General features: G+C 73.5%; 18 protein-coding genes. 14 read left to right on the plus strand and 4 right to left on the minus strand.

Features of this window, described 5'->3' with window-relative positions:
* Positions 1–40 precede the first annotated feature (40 nt).
* Positions 41–298, plus strand: coding sequence for a hypothetical protein (locus ADL08_RS27950; protein WP_053647866.1), 258 nt, complete (start codon positions 41–43; stop codon positions 296–298).
* Between the two features lie 172 nt (positions 299–470).
* Here ADL08_RS27950 and ADL08_RS27955 read toward each other — a convergent pair whose 3' ends face one another.
* Both ADL08_RS27955 and ADL08_RS27960 read right to left on the minus strand, forming a co-directional pair.
* Positions 471–2,432, minus strand: coding sequence for an acyl-CoA dehydrogenase (locus ADL08_RS27955; RefSeq protein ID WP_053647798.1), 1,962 nt, complete (start codon positions 2,430–2,432; stop codon positions 471–473).
* A 141-nt stretch (positions 2,433–2,573) separates the two neighbouring features.
* Complete coding sequence (locus ADL08_RS27960) at positions 2,574–3,056, minus strand: DedA family protein (protein WP_053647800.1); 483 nt, start codon at positions 3,054–3,056, stop codon at positions 2,574–2,576.
* A 442-nt stretch (positions 3,057–3,498) separates the two neighbouring features.
* Between ADL08_RS27960 and ADL08_RS27965 the strand changes: the two genes are divergently transcribed.
* Positions 3,499–4,677: a carboxylate-amine ligase gene (locus tag ADL08_RS27965; RefSeq protein WP_159043137.1), complete on the plus strand. Its 1,179-nt coding sequence runs from the start codon at positions 3,499–3,501 to the stop codon at positions 4,675–4,677.
* Between the two features lie 78 nt (positions 4,678–4,755).
* Here the strand turns inward: ADL08_RS27965 and ADL08_RS27970 are convergent, their stop codons facing one another.
* Positions 4,756–6,489, minus strand: coding sequence for a ThuA domain-containing protein (locus ADL08_RS27970; protein WP_053647802.1), 1,734 nt, complete (start codon positions 6,487–6,489; stop codon positions 4,756–4,758).
* 90 nt (positions 6,490–6,579) lie between these two features.
* Positions 6,580–9,453 carry a PQQ-dependent sugar dehydrogenase gene (locus tag ADL08_RS27975; RefSeq protein WP_107093255.1) on the minus strand — a complete coding sequence of 958 codons (2,874 nt, stop codon included), beginning with the start codon at positions 9,451–9,453 and terminating at the stop codon, positions 6,580–6,582.
* A gap of 672 nt (positions 9,454–10,125) precedes the next feature.
* On the opposite strand from ADL08_RS27975, the gene ADL08_RS27985 reads away from it, so the two are divergent.
* From ADL08_RS27985 to ADL08_RS28040, 12 genes are all read left to right on the plus strand, one after another.
* On the plus strand, positions 10,126–12,456 hold the full coding sequence (locus ADL08_RS27985) for a ricin-type beta-trefoil lectin domain protein (protein ID WP_078968496.1): 2,331 nt from the start codon (positions 10,126–10,128) through the stop codon (positions 12,454–12,456).
* A 185-nt stretch (positions 12,457–12,641) separates the two neighbouring features.
* Positions 12,642–13,823, plus strand: a complete 1,182-nt coding sequence (locus tag ADL08_RS27990) for an ROK family transcriptional regulator (protein ID WP_053647808.1) — start codon at positions 12,642–12,644, stop codon at positions 13,821–13,823.
* A gap of 419 nt (positions 13,824–14,242) precedes the next feature.
* Positions 14,243–15,766: a sugar ABC transporter ATP-binding protein gene (locus tag ADL08_RS27995; protein WP_053647810.1), complete on the plus strand. Its 1,524-nt coding sequence runs from the start codon at positions 14,243–14,245 to the stop codon at positions 15,764–15,766.
* Positions 15,763–16,794, plus strand: a complete 1,032-nt coding sequence (locus tag ADL08_RS28000) for an ABC transporter permease (protein WP_053647812.1) — start codon at positions 15,763–15,765, stop codon at positions 16,792–16,794. The genes ADL08_RS27995 and ADL08_RS28000 overlap by 4 nt, the downstream gene beginning before the upstream one ends.
* A gap of 50 nt (positions 16,795–16,844) precedes the next feature.
* The gene (locus ADL08_RS28005) at positions 16,845–17,891 is read left to right on the plus strand and encodes a substrate-binding domain-containing protein (RefSeq protein ID WP_053647815.1); all 1,047 of its coding nucleotides are present in this window, start codon (positions 16,845–16,847) and stop codon (positions 17,889–17,891) included.
* Between the two features lie 140 nt (positions 17,892–18,031).
* Positions 18,032–19,228 carry a Gfo/Idh/MocA family protein gene (locus tag ADL08_RS28010; RefSeq protein ID WP_053647816.1) on the plus strand — a complete coding sequence of 399 codons (1,197 nt, stop codon included), beginning with the start codon at positions 18,032–18,034 and terminating at the stop codon, positions 19,226–19,228.
* Positions 19,229–19,241: 13 nt separating this feature from the next.
* Complete coding sequence (locus tag ADL08_RS28015; protein ID WP_053647817.1) at positions 19,242–20,243, plus strand: sugar phosphate isomerase/epimerase family protein; 1,002 nt, start codon at positions 19,242–19,244, stop codon at positions 20,241–20,243.
* A gap of 207 nt (positions 20,244–20,450) precedes the next feature.
* The gene (locus ADL08_RS28020) at positions 20,451–21,599 is read left to right on the plus strand and encodes an inositol-3-phosphate synthase (protein ID WP_053647818.1); all 1,149 of its coding nucleotides are present in this window, start codon (positions 20,451–20,453) and stop codon (positions 21,597–21,599) included.
* Positions 21,596–22,855, plus strand: coding sequence for an SCO3242 family prenyltransferase (locus ADL08_RS28025; RefSeq protein ID WP_078968490.1), 1,260 nt, complete (start codon positions 21,596–21,598; stop codon positions 22,853–22,855). The genes ADL08_RS28020 and ADL08_RS28025 overlap by 4 nt, the downstream gene beginning before the upstream one ends.
* Positions 22,852–23,739 carry a sugar phosphate isomerase/epimerase family protein gene (locus tag ADL08_RS28030; RefSeq protein WP_053647819.1) on the plus strand — a complete coding sequence of 296 codons (888 nt, stop codon included), beginning with the start codon at positions 22,852–22,854 and terminating at the stop codon, positions 23,737–23,739. The genes ADL08_RS28025 and ADL08_RS28030 overlap by 4 nt, the downstream gene beginning before the upstream one ends.
* The gene (locus ADL08_RS28035) at positions 23,736–24,392 is read left to right on the plus strand and encodes an EboA domain-containing protein (RefSeq protein ID WP_053647822.1); all 657 of its coding nucleotides are present in this window, start codon (positions 23,736–23,738) and stop codon (positions 24,390–24,392) included. Before ADL08_RS28030 ends, ADL08_RS28035 begins: the two co-directional genes overlap by 4 nt.
* 14 nt (positions 24,393–24,406) lie before the next feature.
* Positions 24,407–25,255, plus strand: coding sequence for a TatD family hydrolase (locus ADL08_RS28040; RefSeq protein ID WP_053647824.1), 849 nt, complete (start codon positions 24,407–24,409; stop codon positions 25,253–25,255).
* Positions 25,256–25,265: the final 10 nt, after the last annotated feature.

Below are 25,265 nucleotides of genomic sequence, written 5' to 3' on the forward strand. Positions count from 1 at the left end.
CGGATCAGCTCTCAAGGTGATCGTCCCGAAGGAGTGGAACATGACGACGCAGTACAGCAACCCTTCCACCGGTCAGCAGTCCCGCGGGGCGACCGGCAACGTGCTGAGCATCATCGCGATCGTGCTGGGTGTGATCTCGCTCCTCTTCTTCCCGATCGTGTTCGGCGTGGTCGCCCTGGTGCTGGCCGTCATCGCCAAGTTCGTCCGGCACGAGCGGCTCGCCACCGTCGCCCTCGTGGTCAGCGCCGCCGGCCTGGTGGGCGGCATGATCCTGGGCGCCGTCGTCGCGAGCGCGTGACCTCGTCGACCCGATGACCCGATGACCTGAGGAGCCGTACCGACGCCGTCTCGGCCAGTGGTTGTGCCCCGCCCCACACGGGGGGAGTACAACCACCGGCCGAGACGGTTTCGCGTCCGCGTGCCCGCCCCGCCCGGTCGGGCTGGGCAAGGCGGGGCGGGGCGGGGCGGGATCAGCCGACCAGATCCGGTGCGCGCAGCATCTCCGGCGGGACGCCCCAGGCGTCGACGAGGTCGACCGCGAGGGGCCGGACCTTGCGGCAGAGGTCGTTGACCTCGCGGGTGATGGCCTTGGAGCGCTGGACGGTGAGCCGGCCGTGCTCCATGAACCAGGCCCGGTCCGCCTCGATCGTCGAGAGGGCGAACAGGTCGCACAGCAGGGCGAGCGCCTCCTTGTTGCCGCCCTCCGGCATCGCCCGCACCCTGTCGACGAACGATTCGAGGACCAGCCGTTCGACGTGTGCGTGGGCGAGCGCGATGACGTGGTCCTGCACGTGCGAGAAGACGGCGCCGGGGTCGCGCTTCTGGTCGATGCCGCGCTTGAGCCGCCGGGCCACGCCGGCGAGCATGTGCTCCTCGCGGTAGCGGACCATGGCGAGCTGGTACTCCGGGTCGAGCAGCCCGGCCTCCCGGTCCCACTCGTCCCCGCCGGGCAGCAGGTCGCGCACCCGTTCGAGCAGCTTGTGGGCCGAGGTCCGCTCCATGACCGTCTCGACGGCGAGGCCGGTGACGTAGCGGACCATGCCGAGCTGGTCGAGGTCCTCGAACTCGCTCGCGTGGTCGGTGAGCAGGCCCTTGGCCACGAGCTGGAGCAGGACGTGGTTGTCGCCCTCGAACGTGGTGAAGACGTCGCTGTCGCTCTTGAGGGCGGCGAACCGGTTGACGGCGAGGTAGCCGGCGCCGCCGCACGCCTCGCGGCACTCCTGGACGGTCCGGGTGGCGTGCCAGGTGCCGAGCGCCTTGGTGCCGGCGGCCCGCGACTCCAGGCGCCGCCGCGCCGGCGGGTCGTCCTCGGTGCCGGAGAAGACCTCGTGCAGCTGGGTCCGTACGACGTCCTGCGCGAAGTGCAGCGCGTACGTGCGCGCGACGAGCGGCAGCAGCCGGCGCTGGTGGAGGCCGTAGTCGAGGAGGAGCTGCTCCTCCGTGCCCGGGGACGCCTCGAACTGCCTTCGCCGTACGGAGTACTTCACGGCGATGGCCAGGGCGACCTTGGCGACGTTGACCCCGGCGCCGCCGACGCTGACCCGGCCCTGCACCAGGGTGCCGAGCATGGTGAAGAAGCGCCGGTTCGGGTTCTCGATCGGGCTCGTGTAGACGCCTTCGGGGCTGACGGCGGCGAACCGGTCGAGCAGCGCCTCGCGCGGCACCCGCACGCCGTCGAACCAGATGCGGCCGTTGTCGACGCCGTTGAGGCCCATCTTGCGCCCGTCGTCCTCGATCCGGACGCCGGGCGCGGTCTCGCCGCCCACCCGGACGGGCACGACGAACGCGTGCACGCCCTCGGAGGTGCCGTCCACCTCCAACTGGGCGAAGACAACCGCGAGTTCGGCGTGGCGGGCGGCGTTGCCGATGTAGTCCTTGCGCTCCCGGTCACCGGGGGTGGTGATGACGAACTCCCGGCTCCCGGCGTCGTACCTGGCGACGGTGCCGAGCGCCTGGACGTTGGAGCCGTGTCCGCTCTCCGTCATCGCGAAGGACCCCATGAGCCGTCCGGCGATCAGGTCCGGCAGGTAGGCCTCGTGGTGGCGCTCGGTGCCCAGGTGCAGGATCGCGCCGCCGAAGAGCCCGAACTGCACGCCGGTCTTCACCAGTACCGACAGATCGCCGAAGGCCAGCGTCTCGAACGCGGCGATGGAGGCCCCGACGTCACCGCCGCCGCCGTACTCGGCCGGGAAGCCCATGCCGGTCTGCCCCGTCGCGGCCATCCCGACCACGATCTCGCGCACCCGCTCGCGAAAGGCGTCGATGTCGAGCTCGTCGGCCTCTTCGAGGACGGAGGCGTACGTCGCCAGGTTGGTCCGGACGAGGTCGCGGATTCCGGCGTACTCGCCGTCGAGCACCCCGGCCAGCGCCCGGACGTCGATCTCGGGCTGCGCGTAGCCGCTCCCGGTGGTGAATGCGTTGTCGGTGGCCATGCCCCTTCGCTACCCCGACCCGGGACGATCAAGCGGGGGCGACCGTCTGGCCGACCGGCTCCGCGGGACCGGTCGGCGGAGCGCCGCCGTCCCGTCCGCCGCCGCGCGGTCCGCGTGGCGTCGGGATGGCGCCGGGCGGGCTCAGGCCTCTTCGGTCGCGGCGTCGCGGGGGGTCCTCGCGGTGCCGCGTCTGCGGTACACCACCGCACCGCACACCGCGAGGAGGAGGGCGGCGACCGCGGCGAGCCCGAGTGCCGTGTGTTCGGCGAACAGCCTCCGCAGTACTTCGAGCACCCCGATCCCGACGGTCGCGTAGATCAGCGCCCAGGCCGCTCCGCCCACGAACAGCGCGGGGAGGTAGCGCGGCAGGGGCATGCGCATGCTGCCCGCGAGGAAGTTGGCGGCGGTCTGGAAACCGACGGTCAGGAAGGAGACGGCCACCACCGGTGCGCCCCATCGCTGAATCGCCCGTTCCGCGCGCAGGAACCTGGCCGAGGAGATCCGTCCGGCGAACCTGCTGCGCCGGGCGCCGGCGCCGGCCAGCCATCCGAGGGCGAACGTCCCTCCGGCCCGTAGGAGAACGATGACGTAGAGGGTGGCGGCCGTGAGCGCGATCTCATCCACGGCGCCTCGTCCCGGACGCCGGGCCGGGGCGAGCCGCCTCCGTCACCCGTGCCGGAAGACCCGCCCCAGCGGGTCCGCGACGGGCGCATGCCCGGTCTCCGTCTCTCACCTGAGATCCGCCTAAGCCCGTTCCGTCCTCTGCGTTCCCGCCACGGCGGCCCGGAATCCGGGTCTGGCGCGAGCCGGGCCCGCCCGGCACAGCCAGGTTAACCGAACGCTCGTGCGCCGGGTACACGGCCCGGGCGCCGGCCTCCGGACGGCCTTCCGTCGGCGTCGGCCCGGTCGCCCGACCCGGGCCTTTCCGACCTCCGCGAGAACGGACCGGGCGAGGGGCATGGTTCCCGTCCGGCCGGGCAGCCGCACGGACACACGGGGCCGCCGCGCGGGGGAAGGTCCGCGGAGGACCGTGCGGAGGATGACCAGCCGACCACAAGGAGTCGCCGTGACCGTTCGGATCGGGGTCGAGGAAGAGTTCCACGTGATCGACGCCGAAAGCGGAGAGCTCGTGCCGCGGGCGGACTCCGTACTTCGCCGGCTGGCCCGGCACGGTGACGTCTTCACCGAGGAGCTGTCACAGTCCGTCGTGGAGTCCAACAGCGAGGTGCACGCCTCCCTCGACGCCCTCTTCGCGGACCTGTCCGCGTCCCGCCGGCTGCTCGACCGGGCCGCCGCCTCCCAGGGCCTGGCGATCGCCGCGGCGGGCACCGCGCCGCTGGCCCGGCTCGGCGCCGTTCCGCCGGCGTCCGACCCGCGCTACCTGCGCATGACCGGGGAGTACCGCCGGCTCGCGGACGAGCAGCTGATCTGCGGTACGCACGTGCACGCGGACGTGCCCGACCGGGACACCGCCGTACGCGCGATGTGCGCCGTCGCCCCCTGGCTGCCGACCCTGCTGGCGCTCTCGGCGAGTTCGCCCTACTGGCTCGGCGCCGACACCGGCTACGCCAGCTGGCGCACCATGGTCTGGCAGCGCTGGCCCACCTCCGGCCCGCCCGGGTGCTTCTCCGGCGCCGCGGAGTACGACCGGGCGGTGGACGGGCTCGTCGGCTCGGGAGTCATCAGCGACCCCGGGATGATCTACTACGACGTCCGTCCCTCGGCGCACCTGCGGACGCTGGAGCTGCGCGTCTGCGACGCGTCCCCGCGCGTCGAGACGGTGGTGCTGGTCGCGGCCCTCTTCCGCGCCCTCGTGGTGGACGCGTGCGAACGGATCCGCCTCACCGGTGACGCCGGGTGCGACGGCCGGCACGAATGGCTGCGGGCCGCGACCTGGCGCGCGGCCAGGTCGGGCCTGGAGGGCGACCTGGTCGACCCCTCCACCCGTCTCGCCGCACCGGCCTCCGCGGTCGTGCGCGGCATGCTGCGGCGGCTGCGTCCGACGCTGGAGGAGTACGGGGACTGGGACACCGTGCGGACCCTCGCGGAGGAGACCCTGGCGCGCGGCAGCGCCGCGCACCGCCTGCGCGAGAGGGTGGCCGAGGAGGACCTCCTCGCCGGAGTGGACCGCGTCCTGGCGGAGACCCGGGGCGAATACCGGGCGGTGCCGGACGGCCGCGCCGGCCGGCACCCCGCCGTACACCCGGGCCCGAGAGCGGGCCGTACGGCGGCGGGCGCTCCGTGATCCGACCGTCCCGGTGACGTGCGGGGACGCACGTCACCGGGACGGGCGCGGGCGCGCCCGGTCGGAGCCGGTGTCACGTCAGGGCAGGGTCCACTTCTGGTTGGAGCCGGTGTGGCAGGTCCACAGGTGGACCGCCGTCCCGTCGTTCCACACGCCTCCCGAGGCGTCCAGGCACTTGCCCCCGTCGGACTGCGGCGCCCACTTCTGGGCGCCCGATCCGTTGCAGGTCCACAGCTGGACCTTCGTGCCGTCCGCGCTGCCGCCGCCCGACACGTCCAGGCACTTGCCGAGGGCCTTCACCGTGCCGTCGCCCGCGACCGTCCACTTCTGGGCGGCCGTGCCGTTGCAGGTCCACAGCTGGATCTTCGTACCGTCCGCGGTCTGGGAGTTGTCGACGTCCAGGCACTTGCCGTTGACGCCCTTGACCTCGCCCGTGCGCGGTCCGGGCTGGCTTCCGCTCTGCTTGATCCGGATGTTGCGGAAGGACACGTCGTCCCCGGCCCCGTGGTTCTGGAGGCCGATGTGTCCCTGGCGCAGGCTGCGGACCGGGTCGGTGTTGGTGAAGTCGTTGATCTTGCGGCCGTTGAGGAAGATCTCCAGGCGCTCTCCGGTGACGCGGAGTTCGTACGTGTTCCACTCGCCGGGCGGGTTCAGCGCCGCGTCGCGCGCGGCGATGTCGGCGGACCGGTAGCCGTAGACGGCGCCGGTGGTGCGGTCGGCCGCGTCGGTGGCGTCGATCTGGATCTCGTAGCCGTTGTTCACCGCGGTCCACGGGTCGTCGGAGGCCGGGAAGCCGATGAAGACGCCGGAGTTGTCGTCCCCGGCCGCCCTCCAGTCGAGCTTCAGGGAGTAGTCGCCGGTGAACTCCTTGCCGGCGTACCACAGCAGGCCCATGCCGCCCTGGGAGGTGAGCGTGCCGTCCGCGAGGGTGAACCCGCCCGGCCCGGCCTGGCGCCAGCCGGTGGTGGACGAGCCGTCGAACAGGGAGGTGTAGCCGGTCTCCGGGCGGCAGTCGGCCTCGGTCATGCCGGCGGCCCAGCGGATTCCGCCCAGGAGGTGCCGGCGGAAGGCGGGTTCGGCGTACGACTCGTCGGTGTGGCCGCCTCCGGTGTAGAAGGCCCGGCCGCCTTCGTAGCCCTTGCACCAGGCGATCGGGTGGTCGCCGGCCATGTTCCCGCCGGAGTAGCTGGACTCGTCCAGTGAGGCCAGGACGCGGGCGGTGGCGCGCGGGTTGGTGCGGTAGTTGTACCACTCGTCGGTGCGCTGCCAGCTGCCGCCCAGGTGGGCGGTGGCGTCGTGCGCCCGGTCCTCCACCTTGACGGTGGCGGACTGGACGGCCGGGTGCGAGTGGAAGAGGGCCCCGGCCAGTCCTTCGTAGAAGGGCCAGTCGTACTCGGTGTCGGCGGCGGCGTGGACGCCGACGTATCCGCCGCCGCCCCGGACGTACTGCTCGAACGCGGTCTGCTGGCCGGCGTTCAGCACGTCGCCGGTGGTCGACAGGAAGACGACGGCCTTGTACTGGCCGAGGTTGCCGGCCGTGAAGGCCTGGGCGTCCTCGGTGGCGTCGACGGTGAAGTTGTTCGCCGTGCCGAGGCCGCGCAGGGCCTCGATGCCGTCGTCGATCGAGGAGTGCCGGAAGCCGGCCGTCCTGGAGAAGACGAGGACCTTGTAGGCCGGGTCCGCCGCGGCGCGCGCTTCGGCGGCCGGGGCGGTGGAGTGCCCCGGGGGCGCGGCCTGGGCCGCCGCCTGGGGGGTCAGGCAGAGCGCGGCGCCGGCCAGCAGGCCGAGAACCGCTTTCAGAGGGGTGCGCATGGAACGGTCGCCTCCTTGTCTGTGGGGCTGCGGAGCTGCGGAATCGCGAAGCTGTGGAGCCATGGAGCCATGGAGCTGCGGGTCGAGGGGCTACGGCAGGGTCCACTTCTGGTTGGAGCCGGTGTGGCAGGTCCACAGGTGGACCGCCGTCCCGTCGTTCCACACGCCTCCCGAGGCGTCCAGGCACTTGCCCTGGGCCGTCCAGTTCTGGGCGCCCGATCCGTTGCAGGTCCACAGCTGGACCTTCGTGCCGTCCGCACTGCCGCCGCCCGACACGTCCAGACACTTGCCGAGGGCCCTCAGCGTGCCGTCGCCGGGGACCGTCCAGTTCTGGGCGGCGCTGCCGTTGCAGGTCCAGATCTGGGTCTTCGTACCGTCGGCGGTACCGGCGTTGTCGACGTCCAGGCACTTGGCGTTCACGCCCTTCACCGGGCCCGAGCGGGACCCGCCGGAGGTCGTGAAGGAGAACTCGTCCACGTCGAACAGCGAACCGGCGCCGCCCTTGAAGACGAGGTACAGGGTCGTGGAGCCGGCCGGCCGGTTGCCGAGGGTGGTGGTCACGTCCCGGAAGGTCTCCCAGCCGCCGGTGACGGGCACGGCGACCGTGCCGAGCACGGTGCCGGTCGCGGAGCCCGCGCGCACCTCGATCGTGCCGCCCGTCCCGCCCGAGGAGATCCGGGCCGTGAACCGGTCCGCGTTCGCCAGGGCGTACGGCCGGAAGGCGATCCAGTCGCCGTTCTCGATGTAGCCGACGGTCTTGCCGCCGTGCGCGGGCGCGTGGCTGGTGACCTGGACCCCCGAGGCCTCGCTGTAGTGCTCGGCCTGGCGGTGGCTGGGCTGGGTGACGTGCTGGTCGTGCGCGGTCAGCGCGGGCTGGCCGTTCGCGCCCTTGTCGGTGTACTCGGCGTCGACGACGCCGAAGATGTTGGCGTTGGGGTCGTGCTCCCCGTCGGCCAGGGTGCGCAGGGTGCCCGTGCAGCCGGTGGCCGAGGTCTGCGGGTGTCCGTGGCTGTCGTGCCCGACGACGAAGGTGACCTTCACCCTGGAGCAGTCGATCGTGCCGTCCTCGGGGTCGGTGACCGTCACCTTGAACGGGATCGCCGCGCCGAAGTCGTAGACGCTCCCGTCGGCGGGCAGGTCGAGCCGGACCGTGGGCGCCGTGTTCCCGACCGTGATCCGCACCGAGGCCGTCGCTGACTTCCCGGTGCTGTCGGTGACCTTGAGCGTGGCCGTGTACTGGCCGTTGGCGGTGTACGTGTGGGAGGGGGCGGCAGCGGTGGAGGTGGAGCCGTCGCCGAAGGTCCAGGCGTACGCCAGGGCGTCGCCGTCGGGGTCGGAGCTGCCCGCCGAGGAGAACGAGACGGCCAGCGGCGCCTTGCCCGAGGTGACGTTCGCGCGGGCCTGGGCGACCGGGGCGCGGCCGCCCGTGACGTGCTCGATCCGGTACAGGGCGGAGTTCTCGTCGCCGTTGAAGTACCCGGTGCCGTAGTCGAGGACGTACAGGGCGCCGTCCGGTCCGAAGGCCGTGTCCATCACCTGGGTGCCGCTCCAGGGGAAGGGGTTGACCGACTGCACGGTGCCGTCGGCGGCGGACTCGATCCGCTTGATCCACCGGCGGCCGAACTCGCCGGCGAAGAAGTCGCCGTCGTACTCCTGGGGGAACTTCACCTCGGAGGTCGAGGCGGCGTCGTAGCGGTAGACGGGGCCGCCCATGGGCGACTCGGAGCCGCCGCCGAACTCGGGGACGGAGGAGCCGTTGTACGGGATCCAGGCGGGCTGGGCGGGCGGCAGGTCGGTGAGGCCGGTGTTGCGCGGGGAGGTGTTCTTCGGGGCGGCGCAGTTGAACGCGGCTCCCGAGGTGCCGGTGGCGAAGTCGTAGTCCGTGTAGGCGTCGTTCCTGCCGGTGCAGTAGGGCCAGCCGAAGTTGCCCGCCTTGGTGATGCGGTTGAACTCGACCTGGCCCTCCGGTCCGCGGGCGGGGGACGCGGTGCCCGAGTCGGGTCCGTAGTCGCCGAGGTAGACGGTGCCGGTGGCCTTGTCGACGCTCATCCGGAAGGGGTTGCGGAAGCCCATCGCGTAGATCTCGGGACGGGTCTTCGCCGTGCCGGGCGCGAAGAGGTTGCCGCTGGGGATCGCGTAGGAGCCGTCGGCGTTGACCTTGATCCGCAGGACCTTGCCGCGCAGGTCGTTGGTGTTGCCGGACGAACGCTGGGCGTCGTAGGCGGGGTTGCGGTTCGCCCGCTCGTCGATCGGGGTGAAGCCGTCCGAGGCGAAGGGGTTGCTGTCGTCGCCGGTGGAGAGGTAGAGGTTTCCGGCCGCGTCGAAGTCGATGTCGCCGCCGACGTGGCAGCACAGGCCCCGGGAGGCGGGCACGTCCAGGATCTTCTTCTCGCTGCCGAGGTCCAGGGTGCCGTCGGTCCTCAGGACGAACCGGGACAGCCGGTTGACCCCGTCGTACGGGGTGAAGTCGGCGGCCGTGCCGTCCGCGGGGGCGTCCCCGCCCGGAGTGGTGAGCTTGGGCGCGTAGTAGAGGTAGACGTGCCGGTTGGAGGCGAAGCCGGGGTCCGCCGCGACCCCTTGCAGGCCCTCCTCGTCGTGGCTGTACACCTCCACCTTGCCCGCCACCGTGGTGGTGCCCGCGGCGTCGGTCAGCCGGAGCGTGCCGTCGCGCGAGGTGTGCAGGACCGAGCGGTCCGGGAGCACGGCCAGGGTCATGGGCTCGCCCGTCTCGGCCACGCCCTTGGCGAGCGTGACCTGCTGGAACTCGGGGGCGGCCGCGGCCGAGGCCGTAGCCGTGGTGCCGGCCGCGGTCCCGGTCTTGGTCCCGGTTCCGGCCGCGGTCGCGGTGGTGTGGTCCCGGTGCGCGGGCGCGGAGTTGGCCGTGGGCACCGGCAGGAGACAGCCGAGGGTGCATGCCACGGCGGTCAGCAAGAAGCGGGCGCGTCCGCGCCCGGGCGTTCTCATGCGCACAGAGGTCTCCCGACAGGGGTGGGGTGGGGGCAGCCTCGGCGTGCCGCCGAGGGGCTACGGACGTGCGCCGTCACGCCGTAGGGACCGGCCCGCAGCTCATGACCGGTTCATTTCAAGGAAGTTAGCGGGCTTTGTCGAAGTCCGTAACCCGGTGCGCGCGAGTTTCCGGCACTTTCTCCCCGCGCGGGACAAAGTACCGGGTGCCGGAGAGCATGATCCGTCAACTCCCTTCGCCCGTAAGGGCAAAGGAGAGGTGATCATCGCGGCACGGTCGCTTTGCGTGCGTCGAGGACAAAGTATGGACGGTGTCGGGAGAAGTCCCTACTGTGTCCGACGCGACGGTGCGGACCCGTTCGAATCCCGCCCGCAGCGCCTCCGAGTCCGGGGCGACGGCGCGTCCCGGCAGCGATGGATCCCCCACTTGCCCGATCGAGCCCTTCACGACCCGAAGGGCCGTCAGGAGGTCACGTGCATCCACGGCTGTACTCCCCACGATCGGCCGGCCGCCTGGCCGGAACGCTCCTCGCCTCGTTACTGACCGCCGCCCTGTCGGTCTCCCCGGCCTCTCCGGCCTCCCCGACCGCTCCCCCCTCCCCCACCTCGCCCGCCGCACCGGACTCCCGGGGCCCCGCGAGCGATCCCGACGACGCGAACAGGCCCGTCCGCGTGAAGGGCTCGGCCGTCCCGGCCGGTTCCACGCTCAAGGGCCGGTCCGCCGCCGCACTGCCCCCGCAGACGCCCGGGGTGACGCTCCGCGTCTTCGACGTGCAGGTCCCGCTGAACAACCTCTGCGTGCTGAAGCCGGGACAGACCCCCAACATCGACAAGCTGATGCCGGTGATCGACTGGTCCACGTCCACCGACTTCGGCCTGGAGAGCAACTTCGTCACCCACGCCATCGGCAACCTGAACGTCCCGCAGACGGGCGGTTACACCCTCCGCCTCGCCAGCGACGACGGCTCCCGCCTCCTGATCGACGACCAGGTGGTGATCAACCACGACGGCCTGCACGGTCCCGATCCCAAGGACGCGACCGTGAACCTGACGGCGGGCTCCCACGCGCTGCGCATCGAGCACTTCGAGCGCGACGGCGGCCAGCAGATCACGCTGTCCTGGAAGCCGCCGGGCGCCGCCGGCTTCGCCGTCGTACCGAACACGGCCCTGAGCACGGACGCCGACGTCGTCCGCGTGACCGCGCCGGGCCGCAAGGAGTGCGAGGGCATCGCGGACACGCCCGGCGACGGCCTGCCGCTCACCGGCGTGCACCCGAACTACACCCTCACCGACCTGCGCCCCAAGGGCTTCGAGCCGCAGGTCTCCGCGATGGACTGGCTGCCGGACGGCCGCCTGGCCGTGACCACCTGGGGCGGCAGCAACAACACCACGGGCGAGGTCTACCTGCTGGGCAACGTCACGGGGAACACCGGCCCCGACAAGGTGACGGTGAAGAAGGTGGCCTCGGGCCTGAAGGAGCCGATGGGCGTCAAGTACGTCGACGGCAAGCTCTACGTCTCCCAGAAGCACGAGCTGACCGAGCTGAACGACACCAACGGCGACGAGGTCACCGACCAGTACCGGCGGGTCGCGACCTGGCCCTTCGGCGGCAACTTCCACGAGTTCGCCTTCGGCCTCCTCTACAAGGACGGGTTCTTCTACCTGAACCTGTCGGTCTCCATCAACTACGGCGGGGCGACCACGAATCCGCAGCCCGCGCCGAACCGCGGGACCACCGTCAAGGTGAACCGGCAGACCGGCGAGGTCTCGTACGTGGCCGGCGGGCTGCGCACCCCGAACGGCATCGGCTGGGGCCCCGAGGGCGGCATCTTCGTCACCGACAACCAGGGCGGCTGGCTGCCCTCGTCGAAGCTGGTGCACATCAAGCAGGACCGGTTCTTCAACCACTACATGAACCCGGCCGGCCCCTTCGACGCCCGGCCGGTGACCAGGCCGGTGCTCTGGCTGCCGCAGAACGAGATAGGCAACTCCCCCAGCACACCGCTCCAGTTGACCGACGGACCGTTCGCCGGGCAGATGCTGTTCGGCGACGTGACGTACGGCGGTGTGCAGCGCGGCTTCCTGGAGAAGGTCGGCGGCGAGTACCAGGGCGCGGTCTTCCGCCTCACCCAGGGCCTGGAGGCGGGCGTGACCCGGATCAGCGTCGGCCCGGACGGGGCGCTGTACGCGGGCGGGCTCGGCGCGGGCGGCAACTGGGGCCAGGAGGGCAAGCTCGCCTTCGGCCTGCAGAAGCTGTCCCCGAACGGCGCCAACGCCTTCGACATCCGCGCCATGCGCGCCGTACCGGGCGGCTTCGCCCTGGAGTACACCCAGCCGCTGTCGACGCAGACGGCCGCCGACCTGGCCAAGCGCTACAAGATCAAGCAGTGGCGTTACGCGCCGACCGCCGACTACGGCGGTCCGAAGATCGGCGAGGAGACGCTCACCGCGCAGTCGGCCACCCTCTCCGCCGACCGCAAGACGGTCACCCTGGCCATTCCCGGCCTCAAGGCCGACCGGGTGGTGCACGTCCGCTCGGCCCGCCCCTTCAGCTCCGCCACCGGGGAGTCCCTGTGGAGCACCGAGGCCTGGTACACGCTCAACCGGCTGGCCGGCGGGGTGCCCACGGGAGAGATACGCGGGCTCGGCAACAAGTGCCTGGACGTCGACAACTCCCAGACCGCGGACGGTACGAAGATCCAGACGTGGGGCTGCAACGACACCGGCGCCCAGCGGTGGACGGTGCCCGGGGACGGCGCGCTGAAGGTGCTCGGCAAGTGCCTGGACGTCTCGGGCGGCGGTTCGGCGGACGGCACGAAGGTCCAGCTGTGGACCTGCAACGGATCGAGCGCCCAGACCTGGCAGGCCCAGGCCGACGGCAGTCTGCGCAATCCGCAGTCCGCCAAGTGCCTGGACGTCGCGGGCGGCGCCACGGCGGACGGCACGAAGGTCCAGCTGTGGACCTGCAACGGATCCAGCGCCCAGAAGTGGGCCCTTCCCTGAGGTGACGACGGGGCGCGTGCGGGCCGTACGCCGTGGCGTACGGCCCGCACGCGCCCCTCCTTTGTCCTGCGTGTGGGAAAAGTCGAAGTGGAACCGTGCGCAAGTTCTTCCCCTTCGGGTGGAGCACTGCTACGTTCCCCTCGAAAGCGAAGCAAGTACGAGGAGAGGAGGGGGACATGAGGCGCATGACGGCCCGGCCCGCGAACGCGCATCAGGCCCGCCTGCTCCGGCTGCTGCGCGACGGCGGCCCCAACTCGCGTGCCCAGCTCGGCGATCAGGTCGACCTCTCCCGATCCAAGCTCGCGGTCGAGGTGGACCGGCTCCTGGAGACGGGCCTCGTCGTCGCGGACGGACTCGCCGCCTCCCGGGGCGGACGCCGCTCGCACAACATCCGGCTCGCCCCCGAACTCCGCTTCCTCGGCGTCGACATCGGCGCGACGTCGATCGACGTCGCGGTGACCAACGCCGAACTGGAGGTCCTGGGTCACCTCAACCACTCCATGGACGTGCGCGAAGGCCCCGTCGCGGTCTTCGAGCAGGTCCTGTCGATGGTCGGCAAGCTCAAGGCGTCGGGCCTGACGGACGGGCTCGACGGCGCGGGCATCGGCGTGCCGGGCCCCGTCCGCTTCCCCGAGGGCGTCCCGGTGGCCCCGCCGATCATGCCCGGATGGGACGGCTTCCCCGTCCGGGAGGCGCTCAGCCAGGACCTGGGATGCCCCGTGATGGTCGACAACGACGCCAACCTGATGGCCATGGGAGAGCAGCACGCGGGCGTCGCCCGGTCCGTGGGCGACTTCCTGTACGTCAAGATCGGCACCGGCATCGGCTGCGGGATCGTCGTCGGCGGAGAGGTCCACCGCGGTACGACGGGAAGCGCCGGCGACATCGGGCACATCCAGGTCGACCCGGAGGGCCGGGCCTGCGGCTGTGGCAACCGGGGATGCCTGGAGGCCCACTTCGGCGGCGCGGCGCTCGCCCGTGACGCCGAGGACGCGGCGCGCGAGGGACGCTCGGTCGCCCTCGCCGCCCGGCTGGAGGCCGCCGGCGCGCTGACCGCGGCGGACGTCTCCGCGGCCGCCGCGGCGGGGGACGCCGCGGCCCTGGACCTGATCCGGGCGGGCGGTGACCGGGTCGGCCAGGTCATCGCGGGTCTGGTGAGCTTCTTCAACCCGGGGATGGTCGTGATCGGAGGCGGGGTGACGGGACTCGGGCACACGCTCCTCGCGAGCGTGCGGACCCAGGTGTACCGGCGCTCCCTCCCCCTCGCGACCAGGAACCTGCCCATCGTCCTGGGCGAGCTCGGCTCGACCGCCGGCGTGACCGGCGCGGCCCGGCTCATCAGCGACCACCTGTTCTCGCCGGCCTGATCCGGGACCGGCGGGCACCGCGAGGTGCCGAGCACGACGGCACCGCGAGGTGCCCGGTACACCGGCACCGCGAGGCGCCGGGCACATCGACACCGACAGGTGTCCCGTACGTCGGCACCGCCAAGTGCCGAGCACACCGGCACCGCGAGGTGTCCCGTACACCGGCTCCGTGAGGTGTCCGGCGCGTGAGCACCGCCGGGTGCCGAGCACCGGGCTCCCCCGTACGACCCGCCGCACGCGCGCCCCGTACCGCTCTGCACCACCCGTACCGCTCCGTACGCCCCGCACCGTCCGTACCGCTCGTACCGCCCCGCACGACCCACATCGCCGCGGCCCGTACCGCCGTCGGAACATCCGGCCACGCCCCCGCCCTCGCTCCGCCCTGCCCGCTCACGGCCCGCAACAGCCGAGGAATCGTCATGGCACCAGAACCACCCCTGCTCACCATGTCCGGCATCACCAAGTCGTTTCCCGGAGTCCGCGCCCTCGACGGCGTCGACCTGGAGGTCCGGGCCGGAGAGGTCCACTGCGTCCTCGGCCAGAACGGCGCCGGCAAGTCCACCCTGATCAAGGTCCTCGCCGGCGCCCACCAGCCGGACGGGGGCACGATCACCTGGTGCGGACGCGACGTGACGCCGGGCTCCCCGATCGCGGCCATGCGCCTCGGCATCGCCACCATCTACCAGGAGCTCGACCTGGTCGAAGGGCTGTCCGTCGCCGAGAACGTCTTCCTCGGCCACGAGCCCACCTCGGCGGGCTTCGTCGTCCGCGCCCGGACCGCCCGCACCGCCGCCGCACGCCTGCTGACACGCCTCGGCCACGGCGAGATCGACCCCGCGCGCCGGGCCGGCGAACTCTCCGCCGCCCAGCGGCAGATCGTCTCCATGGCCCGCGCCCTCTCGCACGACGTGCGCCTCATCGTCATGGACGAGCCGTCCGCCGCCCTCGACCCGGAGGAGGTCGACAACCTGTTCCGGACCGTCGGCGACCTGACCGCCGACGGGGTCGCCGTCGTCTACATCTCCCACCGGCTGGAGGAGATCCGCCGGATCGGCGACCGGGTCACCGTCATCAAGGACGGCCGGACCGTCGCGGGCGGACTGCCCGCGAAGACCACCTCGACCGACGAGGTCGTCACGCTGATGACCGGCCGCAGCGTCGAGTACGTCTTCCCGGAGCGCCCCCGGCGGACGGCACCCGCCACGGCCGCACCCGTCCTGCGCGTCGAAGGGCTCGCCCGCGAGGGGGAGTTCGCCCCCCTCGACCTGGAGCTGCGCCCCGGCGAGATCGTCGGGCTCGCCGGGCTCGTCGGATCGGGGCGATCCGAGATCCTGGAGACGGTCTACGGCGCGCGCAGGCCGACCGGCGGGCGCGTCCTCGTCGACGGGGTCCCCCTGCGGCCGGGCAGCGTCCGCGCGGCCGTCCGCGCCGGCGTCGGCCTCGCTCCCGAGGAACGCAAGGCGCAGGCCCTGCTGCCGATGGAGTCCGTCACCCGCAACGTCTCCGTCTCCTCCCTCGGCCGCTTCTCGCGCGGCGGCTGGCTCGACCGGCGGCGGGAGCGGGAGGACGCCCGGCGGGCGACCCGCGAACTGTCCCTGCGGCCCGACGACCCCGACGCCCGGATCCGGACCCTGTCCGGCGGCAACCAGCAGAAGGCGGTGCTCGCCCGCTGGCTCCTGCGCGGCTGCCGGGTCCTGCTCCTCGACGAACCGACCCGCGGGGTCGACGTCGGCGCCCGCGCCGAGCTGTACGCAGTCGTCCGGCGCCTCGCCGACGAGGGCCTCGCCGTCCTCCTCGTGTCCAGCGAGGTGCCCGAGGTCCTGGGCCTCGCCGACCGGGTGCTCGTCCTGCGCGAGGGGACCGTCGTCCACACCGCCGACGCCCGGGAACTCGACGAGCACCGCGTGCTCGACCTCGTGATGGAAGGAAGCCCGACGGCATGACACAGTCGACCACTCCGGCGGGGCACGACGCGCCGGTCACCCCCCTGCCCGCCCCGCCGGGCGGGAGGACCGCGGCGCGCCGGCCCCTGGGCCTCCGGCCTGACGTGCGCAACCTGTCCCTGCTCGGCGTCCTCGCCGCCCTGCTGGTCGTCGGCGGCCTCACCAGGCCCGACGAGTTCCTGGCCGCGAGCAACCTTCAACTCGTCCTGACACAGGCCTCGGTGATCGGCGTCGTCACCGTCGGCATGACCTTCGTCATCACCAGCGGCGGCATCGACCTGTCGGTCGGGGCCATCGTGGCGCTGGCGTCCGTCTGGGCCACCACGGTGGCGACCCAGGAGTACGGTTTCGCCGGCATCCTCTTCACCGCGGTGGTCGTCGGCCTGGGCTGCGGCCTCGTGAACGGCCTCCTCGTCGCGTACGGCCGGATGGTCCCCTTCATCGCGACCCTCGCGATGTTCGCCTCCGCGCGCGGCCTCGCCCTCCAGATCACCGACGGCAGGACCCAGATCGTCACCGTCGAATCGGTCCTCGACCTGGGCCTCCCCGACTCCTACGTCCTCGGGATCCCGCCGCTCGTCCTCGTCTTCGCCGCCGTCACCGTCGTGGGCTGGCTCCTCTTCAACCGCACCACCTTCGGCCGCCGGACGGTGGCCGTGGGCGGCAACGCGGAGGCCGCCCGGCTCGCCGGCATCGACGTGCGCCGCCAGCGCCTCTACCTCTACCTGCTCTCCGGGCTGTGCTGCGGCATCGCCGCCTTCCTGCTGATCGTCCTCGCCGGCTCCGGCCAGAACACCAACGGCAACCTGTACGAGCTCGACGCCATCGCCGCCGCCATCATCGGCGGCACCCTCCTCAGCGGCGGCCGGGGCACCATCGTCGGCTCCGTCCTCGGCGTCCTCGTCTTCACCACGATCACCAACATCTTCGCCCTGAACAACCTGGAGAGCGCCGTCCAGCAGATCGCCAAGGGCGCGATCATCGTCGCCGCCGTCCTCGTCCAGCACCGCGCCGCCCGCGACACCTGACGTTCCGTCACCTCCCCGCCCCCGACACCCGCTCGAAGGGATCCACCGCCATGCCGGAAACCAGCCGCAGACACCTCCTCCTCGGCGGCGCCGCCGTCTCCGCAGGAGCCCTGCTCACCGCCTGCACCAGCAACGAGCCCAAGGCCGCCAAGGACGCGGCGCCCGCCGGGAGCGCCGCGCCCGCCGCCGACGACAGGCCCGGCACTCCCGTCACCATCGGCTTCGCCGGCCCGCAGGCCGACCACGGCTGGCTCAACGCCATCAACGAGAACGCCAAGCGGCGGGCCGCGAAGTACTCCGACGTCACCCTGGAGATCACCGAGGGCTCCAACGACACCGCCGCCCAGATCGGCCAGGTCCAGACCCTCATCAACAAGAAGGTCGACGTCCTGGTCGTCCTGCCCGCCGACGGCAAGGCCCTCACCCAGGTCGGTCTCCAGGCCATGAAGGCGGGCATCCCCGTCGTCAACCTCGACCGGATCTTCGCCTCCCCGCAGGCCTACCGCTGCTGGATCGGCGGCGACAACTACGGCATGGGCCTCAACGCCGGCCGCTTCATCGGCGAGAGGCTCAAGGACAAGCCGAACGCCACCGTCGTCGAACTCGCCGGCATGGACAGCCTGGAGCTCACCAAGCAGCGCACCCAGGGCTTCGACGACGCCCTGAAGAACTATCCCAACATCCGCAAGGTCGCCCGCCAGGCCGCCGACTTCACCGTCGAGTCCGGCCAGGCCAAGATGGCGCAACTCCTCCAGGCCCAGCAGAAGTTCGACGCCCTGTGGAACCACGACGACGACCAGGGCGTGGGCGCGCTGCGCGCCATCGCCCAGGCCGGCCGCAAGGACTTCCTCATGGTCGGCGGCGCCGGGGCCAAGTCCGCCATGGACGCCATCAAGGCCGACTCCGGCGTCCTCAAGGCCACCGTCCTCTACCCGCCGACCATGGCCGCCTCCGCGATCGACCTCGCCCGCGCCCTCGGCCAGAAGAAGGGGATCGGCGGCATGTCCGAGCTGGAGATCCCCGCCTCGATCACCCTCTACTCCGCCGTCGTCACCAAGGAAAACGTCGACGCCTACCTGCCCACCGGCTTCAACTGACCGGCACGGGCGCCGCCGCCCGGACGGACCCCCGGCGGTCCGCCGGCCCTTCGCCCCCGTCCGGGCGGGGCCCCGCTTCCGGCGCGCCACGGAACCGACGTCTCCACCGGCCGTGGCCGGTGCCTGCGAGAGGACACCAATTGGAACAGAGCGACAGCGAGAGGGTCCCGCCGACGCTCGGCATCGGCCTGATCGGTTACGCGTTCATGGGCGCCGCCCACTCCCAGGGCTGGCGCACGGTCGGCCGCGCCTTCGACCTGCCGCTGCGGCCGGTGCTCGCGGCGGTGGCCGGCCGTGACGCCGGCGCCGTCCGGGCCGCCGCCCGCCGGCACGGCTGGGCCGCCGCCGAGACCGACTGGCGCGCCCTGATCGCCCGCGACGACGTCCACCTCGTCGACGTCTGCACCCCGGGCGACAGCCACGCGGAGATCGCCGTCGCCGCCCTGGAGGCGGGCAAGCACGTGCTGTGCGAGAAGCCGCTCGCCAACTCGGTGGCCGAGGCCGAGGCGATGGCGGCGGCCGCCGCACGGGCCGGGGAACGCGGCCAGGTGGCCATGGTCGGCTTCAACTACCGCCGGGTGCCGGCCCTCGCGCACGCCCGCCGGCTCGTCGCGGAGGGCCGGCTCGGCGCGCTGCGGCACGTCCGCCTCACCTACCTCCAGGACTGGCTCGTCGACCCCGGCTTCCCGCTGACCTGGCGCCTGGAGCGCGAGCACGCCGGGTCCGGGGCCCTCGGCGACCTGGGGGCGCACATCGTGGACCTCGCCCAGTACCTGGCGGGAGAACCGCTGGTCGGGGTGTCGGCGCAGCTGGAGACCTTCGTCCGGGAGCGGCCACTCCTGGCCGGGGTGTCGGCCGGGCTGCGCGCGTCCGGCGGCCCGGGGCACGGCCCCGTCACGGTCGACGACGCGGCCGTCTTCACCGGGCGGCTCGCCTCCGGGGCGCTCGCGACGTTCGAGGCGAGCAGGATGGCGCCCGGCCGCAAGAACGCGCTGCGCCTGGAGATCAACGGCGAGCGGGGCTCCCTCGGCTTCGACCTGGAGCGGCTCAACGAACTGTCCTTCCACGACCACACCGAGCCCGCCGTCACGGCCGGCTTCCGCCGCATCCTCGTCACCGAGCCGGGCCACCCCTATCTGGAGGGCTGGTGGCCGCCCGGCCACACGCTCGGCTACGAGCACACCTTCGCCCACCAGGCCCGCGACCTGGTGACGGCGATCGCCGCGGGGACGGCCCCCGCGCCGTCGTTCGCGGACGGCCTCCAGGTCCAGCGGGTGCTGGCCGCCGTGGAGGAGAGCGCGGCGAAGAACGCCGTCTACACCCCCGTATCCCCCTAGGAGGGCCGGACCCGTGCCACGACCTTTCACGCTCTTCACCGGCCAGTGGGCCGACCTGCCCCTGGAGGAGGTCTGCCGGCTCGCCCGCGAATTCGGTTACGACGGCCTCGAACTGGCCTGCTGGGGCGACCACTTCGAGGTGGACCGGGCCCTCGCCGACCCGGCGTACGTCAAGGGCAGGCGGGAACTGCTCGACGCGTACGGCCTGAAGTGCTGGGCGGTCTCCAACCACCTGGTGGGGCAGGCCGTCTGCGACGACCCGATCGACGAGCGCCACCGGGCGATCGTGCCCGACCGGATCTGGGGCGACGGCGACGCCGAGGGGGTGCGGCGGCGGGCGGCCCGCGAGCTCGCGGACACCGCGCGGGCCGCGGCGGCGCTCGGCGTCGACACCGTCGTCGGTTTCACCGGCTCCTCCATCTGGCACCTGGTGGCGATGTTCCCGCCGGTCCCCGAGCGCATGGTGGAGCGCGGCTTCGAGGACTTCGCGGAGCGCTGGAACCCGATCCTCGACGTCTTCGACGCCGAGGGCGTGCGCTTCGCCCACGAGGTGCACCCCAGCGAGATCGCCTACGACTACTGGACCACCCAGCGCGCCCTGGAGGCGGTCGGCCGGCGCCCCGCCTTCGGCCTGAACTTCGACCCGAGTCACTTCGTGTGGCAGGACCTCGACCCGGTCGGCTTCCTCTGGGACTTCCGCGACCGGATCTACCACGTGGACTGCAAGGAGGCCCGCAAGCGGCTCGACGGCCGCAACGGGCGCCTCGGCTCCCACCTGCCGTGGGGCGATCCCCGGCGCGGCTGGGACTTCGTCTCCGCCGGTCACGGCGACGTGCCCTGGGAGGACGTCTTCCGCATGCTCCGCTCGATCGGCTACGCCGGACCCGTCTCCGTGGAGTGGGAGGACGCGGGCATGGACCGGCTCACGGGCGCCCCCGAGGCCCTCTCCTTCCTCAAGCGGTACGACTTCGACCCCCCGGCCGCCTCCTTCGACGCCGCCTTCTCCGGCCCGTGAACCGCGGGCGCCGTCCGGAGCCCGGGGGCACGGCCGCACGGAGGGGCCGTCCATGAGCCGGCGGCGGGCGGGGAGGCGTCGTACCCCCCGCCCGCCGTCTTCACCGGCCGGGGCCGTACCGACGGCGGCACCCGTACAGAGACCTGGACCGGGACCCGTACCGGGCCCCGGACCGACACCTACACCGACACGGCAGGGAGGCGGCCAGTGCAGCACGGGAACACGACGGGGAGAACGGTCCGCGACCGGCGGGCACGCACCGGGGTCTGGTTCGTGGGGGCGCGCGGATCGGTGGCGACCACCGCCGTCGCCGGATGCGCGGCCGTCACCGCGGGACTGTACCCACCGACCGGCATGGTCACCGAGACGCCGCCGTTCGCGGAGGCGGGGCTGCCTCCGCTGGCCTCGCTCGTCTTCGGCGGTCACGACACCGCCGACTGCCCCCTGCCGAAACGCGCCGAGGACCTCACCGGGGCGGGCGTGCTGCCCGCCGGTCTCGCCCGGGCCGTCCACGCCGAACTGGCCGCGGCCGACCGGGAGATACGACCGGGCGGGCCGCTCCCCGGGGACACCCGCACCGACGAGGAACTGATCACCGGCTTCGCCGGCGACCTGGCCGCCTTCCGCGCGCGTCACGCGCTGGCGCGGGTCGTCGTCGTCAACGTCTCCTCCACCGAGCCGCTGCCGGGGCCGGACGCCACGCGTCTGCCGCCCAGCTCCCTCTACGCCGCCGCCGCGCTGCGCGCCGGCTGCCCCCACGTCAACTTCACGCCCTCGACCGGGCTGCGGACCCCCGCGCTCACGGCCGCCGCCGAGGCGAGCGGCCTCCCCCACGCGGGCCGCGACGGCAAGACGGGCCAGACGCTCCTGCGGTCCGTCCTCGCCCCGATGTTCGTCCAGCGGGCCCTGGCCGTCCGGGCGTGGTCCGGCACCAACCTGCTGGGCGGCGGGGACGGGGCGGCGCTGGCCGATCCGGCGGCGGCCGCGGCCAAGAACGCCGGGAAGGAACGCGTCCTCGCCGAGACGCTCGGCGCCGGAGTCGAGGGCGGCGTCCACATCGACGACGTCCCCGCCCTCGGCGAGTGGAAGACCGCCTGGGACCACATCGCCTTCGACGGCTTCCTCGGCTCCCGGACGATCCTCCAGACGATCTGGCAGGGGTGCGACTCGGCCCTCGCCGCCCCGCTGGTCCTGGACCTGGCGCGGCTCGTCGCCCGTGCCCACGAGGCGGGCCTCACCGGGCCCCGGCCCGAACTCGGCTTCTACTTCAAGGACCCGGACGGCGGTCCGGCCGGTCTGTCCGAGCAGTTCGGCGCGCTCCTCTCCTTCGCCGACCGTCTCCGGGAGGCCGGATGATCCGCTCCCTGTTCCTCCGGCTCGCCCCCTCCCGTACGGACGCCCCGCCGACGACGGGGGCCGGCGGGGCCGGGGCGGAGAGGCCGCCCGCGCGCGGGGGCGCGTCCGCCCGGGAGAGGCTGGGGGCGTGGGGCGAGCTCCTGCGCGTCTCGGCCCTGCTCAGCGTCCCCGGCGACGCCCTCGCCGGGGCCGCGGCGGCGGGCGCGCGGCCCGGCAGGGGCACCGCCTGGGCCGTCGGCGCCTCGCTGTGCCTGTACGAGGCGGGCATGGCGCTCAACGACTGGGCGGACCGGCACGAGGACGCCGCCGAACGTCCCCACCGTCCCGTCCCCTCCGGCCGCGTGAGCCCCGGGGCGGCCCTGGGCGCGGCCGGTGTGCTCACCGCCGCCGGACTCGCCCTCGCGGCCCGCGCCGGACGGCCCCCTCTGGCGGTCGCCACGGCCCTGGCCGCGACGGTCTGGGCGTACGACCTGCGCCTCAAGCACACGGCCGCCGGTCCGGCCGCCATGGCCGCGGCGCGCGGTCTGGACCTCCTCCTCGGCGCCACGGCGACGGTGGCCGGCGTTCGGAGGGGGGTGACGGGCGCGGCCCGTCCGGGGCCGCTCGCCACCGGCGGGGCGGGGGGTGCCTCCCACCGTACGACCGCCCGACCGCCCGCCGCCTCACCGCTCACCGCCCGACCGCCCGCCACCCTCCCGCTCATCACCTCACGGCTCACCGCCCTCCCCCTCACCGCCCTCCCCTCGGCGGCGGTGCTCGCGGCGCACACCTACGCCGTCACCGCGGTCTCCCGGCACGAGGTCCAGGGCGGCTCCACGACGGCGCCCCTGGGCGCGCTCGCCGCCGTCGCGGTCCTCGGCGCCCTCACCGCCTCGCCCCGCCCGGGCCCGCACTCCTCCGACCCGCACGGCGCGGCTCCGCACTCCTCCGACCCGCACCGCCCGGCCCCGTACCGTCCCGGCGAGCGGAGGAGACCGCCGTTCGCACCGCACCGGGCCCCCTGCCGTTCCACGGCGGAGCTCGTCGCCCCGCTCCTGGCCGCCGTCTACCTCCGCACCGCCGCCCGCCCCCTCCTCGACGCGGCCCTGAACCCGTCCCCGCTGCTCACCGGGCGCGCCGTCGGCGGCGGCATCCGGGCGATGATCCCCCTGCAGGCCGCCCTCATGTCCCGCTCCGGGGCGACCGCCGGCGGACTCGCCCTGCTGGCCCTCGCCCCCTCGGCCCGCCGTCTCGCACGAAAGGTCAGCCCCACGTGAACGGACTTCCCACGGCCCCGGCCCCGGCTTCCCTCCGCTACGGCTACGGGACCAACGGGCTGACGGACCTCCGGCTCGACGACGCCCTCGCGCTCCTCGCCGACCTCGGCTACGACGGCGTCGGCCTCACCCTCGACCACATGCACCTCGACCCCCTCGCCCCCGACCTGGCCGCCCGCACCGCGCGCGTGGCGCGCCGGCTCGGCGCGCTCGGCCTCGGCGTCACCGTCGAGACCGGCGCCCGCTACGTCCTCGACCCCCGCCGCAAACACGGTCCCTCCCTCCTCGACCCCGACCCGGACGACCGGGCCGTCCGGGTCCGGCTGCTCGTCACCGCGGTGCGCGCCGCGGCGGATCTCGGTGCCCACGCCGTGCACTGCTTCAGCGGCACCGCCCCGCCCGGCACCGACCCGGACACCGCCTGGAAACGCCTCGCGGAAGCGCTCGGGCCGGTCGTCGAGGCCGCCGGGGCCGCGGGCGTCCCGCTCGCGATCGAGCCCGAGCCGGGCCATCTCCTCGCCACGCTCGACGACTTCCACCGTCTGCGCGCCGCCCTGGGGGACCCCGCGCCCCTCGGCCTCACCCTGGACATCGGCCACTGCCAGTGCCTGGAACCGCTGTCGCCCGCCGCCTGCGTCCGCGCCGCCGCGCCCTGGCTGCGCCACGTCCAGATCGAGGACATGCGGCGCGGCGTCCACGAGCACCTGCCGTTCGGCGACGGCGAGATCGACTTCCCCCCGGTGCTCGACGCCCTCGCCTCCACCGGATACCGGGGGCTCACCGTGGTCGAACTGCCGCGCCACTCCCACGCGGGCCCCGAACTCGCCCGCAGCTCCCTCGCCTTCCTCCGCTCCCGGACCCCGGAAGGAGACCCGGCCGCGTGACCGCCGCCCCCTCCCCCGACGCGCCCTCCCCCGACGCCCCGGCCGTCTCGCGCGCCGCCCTCGACGCGCGGCTCACCGACACCGCCCGCGCGTGGCTGGCCGACGCACTGGCGGAAGCCGCCGGTACGGGTCCGGGCCCCGTTCCCGCCGGTACGAGTCCCGACTCCGCCTGGGAGTTGCGCTTCGCCGCCGCCGGCCGCCACTGCGGACACGAGCACGCCGACGCCGTCCGCGTCCTCCTCCTCGCCGAGGCCCGCCCCGACCCGGAGACCCTCGACCGCCTCTACCACCGGGGGAGCGCCGCCGAACGCCGCGCCGTGCTCCACGCCCTGCCGCACCTCGTGAGCGGCCCCGGGGCGCTGCCCCTCGTCGCCGACGCGCTGCGCACCCACGACGCCCGGCTCGTCGCCGCGGCCGTCGGCCCCTACGCGGCGGCCCACCTCGACCAGCACTCCTGGCGGCACGCCGTCCTCAAGTGCCTCTTCGTCCACGTCCCCGTCGACGCCGTCGCGGGGCTGCGGCGCCGCGCCCACGGCGACGCCACGCTCGCCCGCATGCTCGCCGACCACGCCGCCGAGCGCACCGCCGCCGGCCGCGACGTCCCCCACGACCTGGAGCGCGTGCTCGCCCTGACGGCCCAGGCGCGTCCGTAGCCCGAGGAGTCCCGATGCGCATCTTCGACCCCCACGTCCACATGACCTCCCGCACCACCGACGACTACGAGGCCATGTACGCCGCCGGTGTCCGCGCCCTGGTCGAACCGTCCTTCTGGCTCGGCCAGCCGCGCACCTCCCCGGCCAGTTTCCTCGACTACTTCGACGCCCTCCTGGGCTGGGAGCCCTACCGGGCCGCCCAGTACGGCATCGCCCACCACTGCGCCCTGGCGCTCAACCCCAAGGAGGCCAACGACCCGCGCTGCGCGCCCGTCCTGGACGTCCTGCCCCGCTACCTCGTCAAGGACTCCGTGGTCGCCGTCGGCGAGATCGGCTACGACTCCATGACGCCCGCCGAGGACACCGCCCTGGCCGCACAGCTCCAGCTCGCCGCCGACCACGGTCTGCCGGCGCTGGTCCACACGCCCCACCGGGACAAGCTCGCCGGACTGCGCCGCACGGTCGACGTGGTCCGCGAGTCCGCCCTCCCTCCCGAGCGCGTCCTCCTGGACCACCTCAACGAGACGACGGTCCGGGAGGCCGCGGAGAGCGGCTGCTGGCTCGGTTTCTCCGTCTATCCGGACACCAAGATGGACGAGGACCGGACGGTCGCGGTCCTGCGGGCCCACGGCACCGAGAGGGTCCTGGTCAACTCGGCGGCGGACTGGGGGAAGAGCGATCCGCTGAAGACCCGCCGGGTCGGCGAGGCGATGCTCGCCGCCGGGTTCGACGAGGACGACGTCGACCGGGTGCTGTGGCGCAACCCGGTGGCCTTCTACGGGCTCAGCGGCCGCCTCCGGCTCGACGTCCCGCCGCCGCACGGGCTGCACGAGGGCAACTCCGTGCTCCGCGGCGGGGAATGAGGGGGCGGCG

Origin of the sequence: Streptomyces sp. NRRL F-6492 (assembly GCF_001280125.1) — a bacterium.
GTDB lineage: Bacteria > Actinomycetota > Actinomycetes > Streptomycetales > Streptomycetaceae > Streptomyces.

Excerpts from the sequence above, each read along its gene's own strand:
- ADL08_RS27970 (WP_053647802.1), bottom strand. The coding sequence starts at position 6,489 with ATGCGCACCCCTCTGAAAGCGGTTCTCGGCCTGCTGGCCGGCGCCGCG.
- ADL08_RS27955 (WP_053647798.1), bottom strand. The coding sequence starts at position 2,432 with ATGGCCACCGACAACGCATTCACCACCGGGAGCGGCTACGCGCAGCCC.
- ADL08_RS27995 (WP_053647810.1), top strand. The coding sequence starts at position 14,243 with ATGGCACCAGAACCACCCCTGCTCACCATGTCCGGCATCACCAAGTCG.
- ADL08_RS27950 (WP_053647866.1), top strand. The coding sequence starts at position 41 with ATGACGACGCAGTACAGCAACCCTTCCACCGGTCAGCAGTCCCGCGGG.
- ADL08_RS28000 (WP_053647812.1), top strand. The coding sequence starts at position 15,763 with ATGACACAGTCGACCACTCCGGCGGGGCACGACGCGCCGGTCACCCCC.
- ADL08_RS27975 (WP_107093255.1), bottom strand. The coding sequence starts at position 9,453 with ATGAGAACGCCCGGGCGCGGACGCGCCCGCTTCTTGCTGACCGCCGTG.
- ADL08_RS28025 (WP_078968490.1), top strand. The coding sequence starts at position 21,596 with ATGATCCGCTCCCTGTTCCTCCGGCTCGCCCCCTCCCGTACGGACGCC.
- ADL08_RS28040 (WP_053647824.1), top strand. The coding sequence starts at position 24,407 with ATGCGCATCTTCGACCCCCACGTCCACATGACCTCCCGCACCACCGAC.
- ADL08_RS28005 (WP_053647815.1), top strand. The coding sequence starts at position 16,845 with ATGCCGGAAACCAGCCGCAGACACCTCCTCCTCGGCGGCGCCGCCGTC.
- ADL08_RS27990 (WP_053647808.1), top strand. The coding sequence starts at position 12,642 with ATGACGGCCCGGCCCGCGAACGCGCATCAGGCCCGCCTGCTCCGGCTG.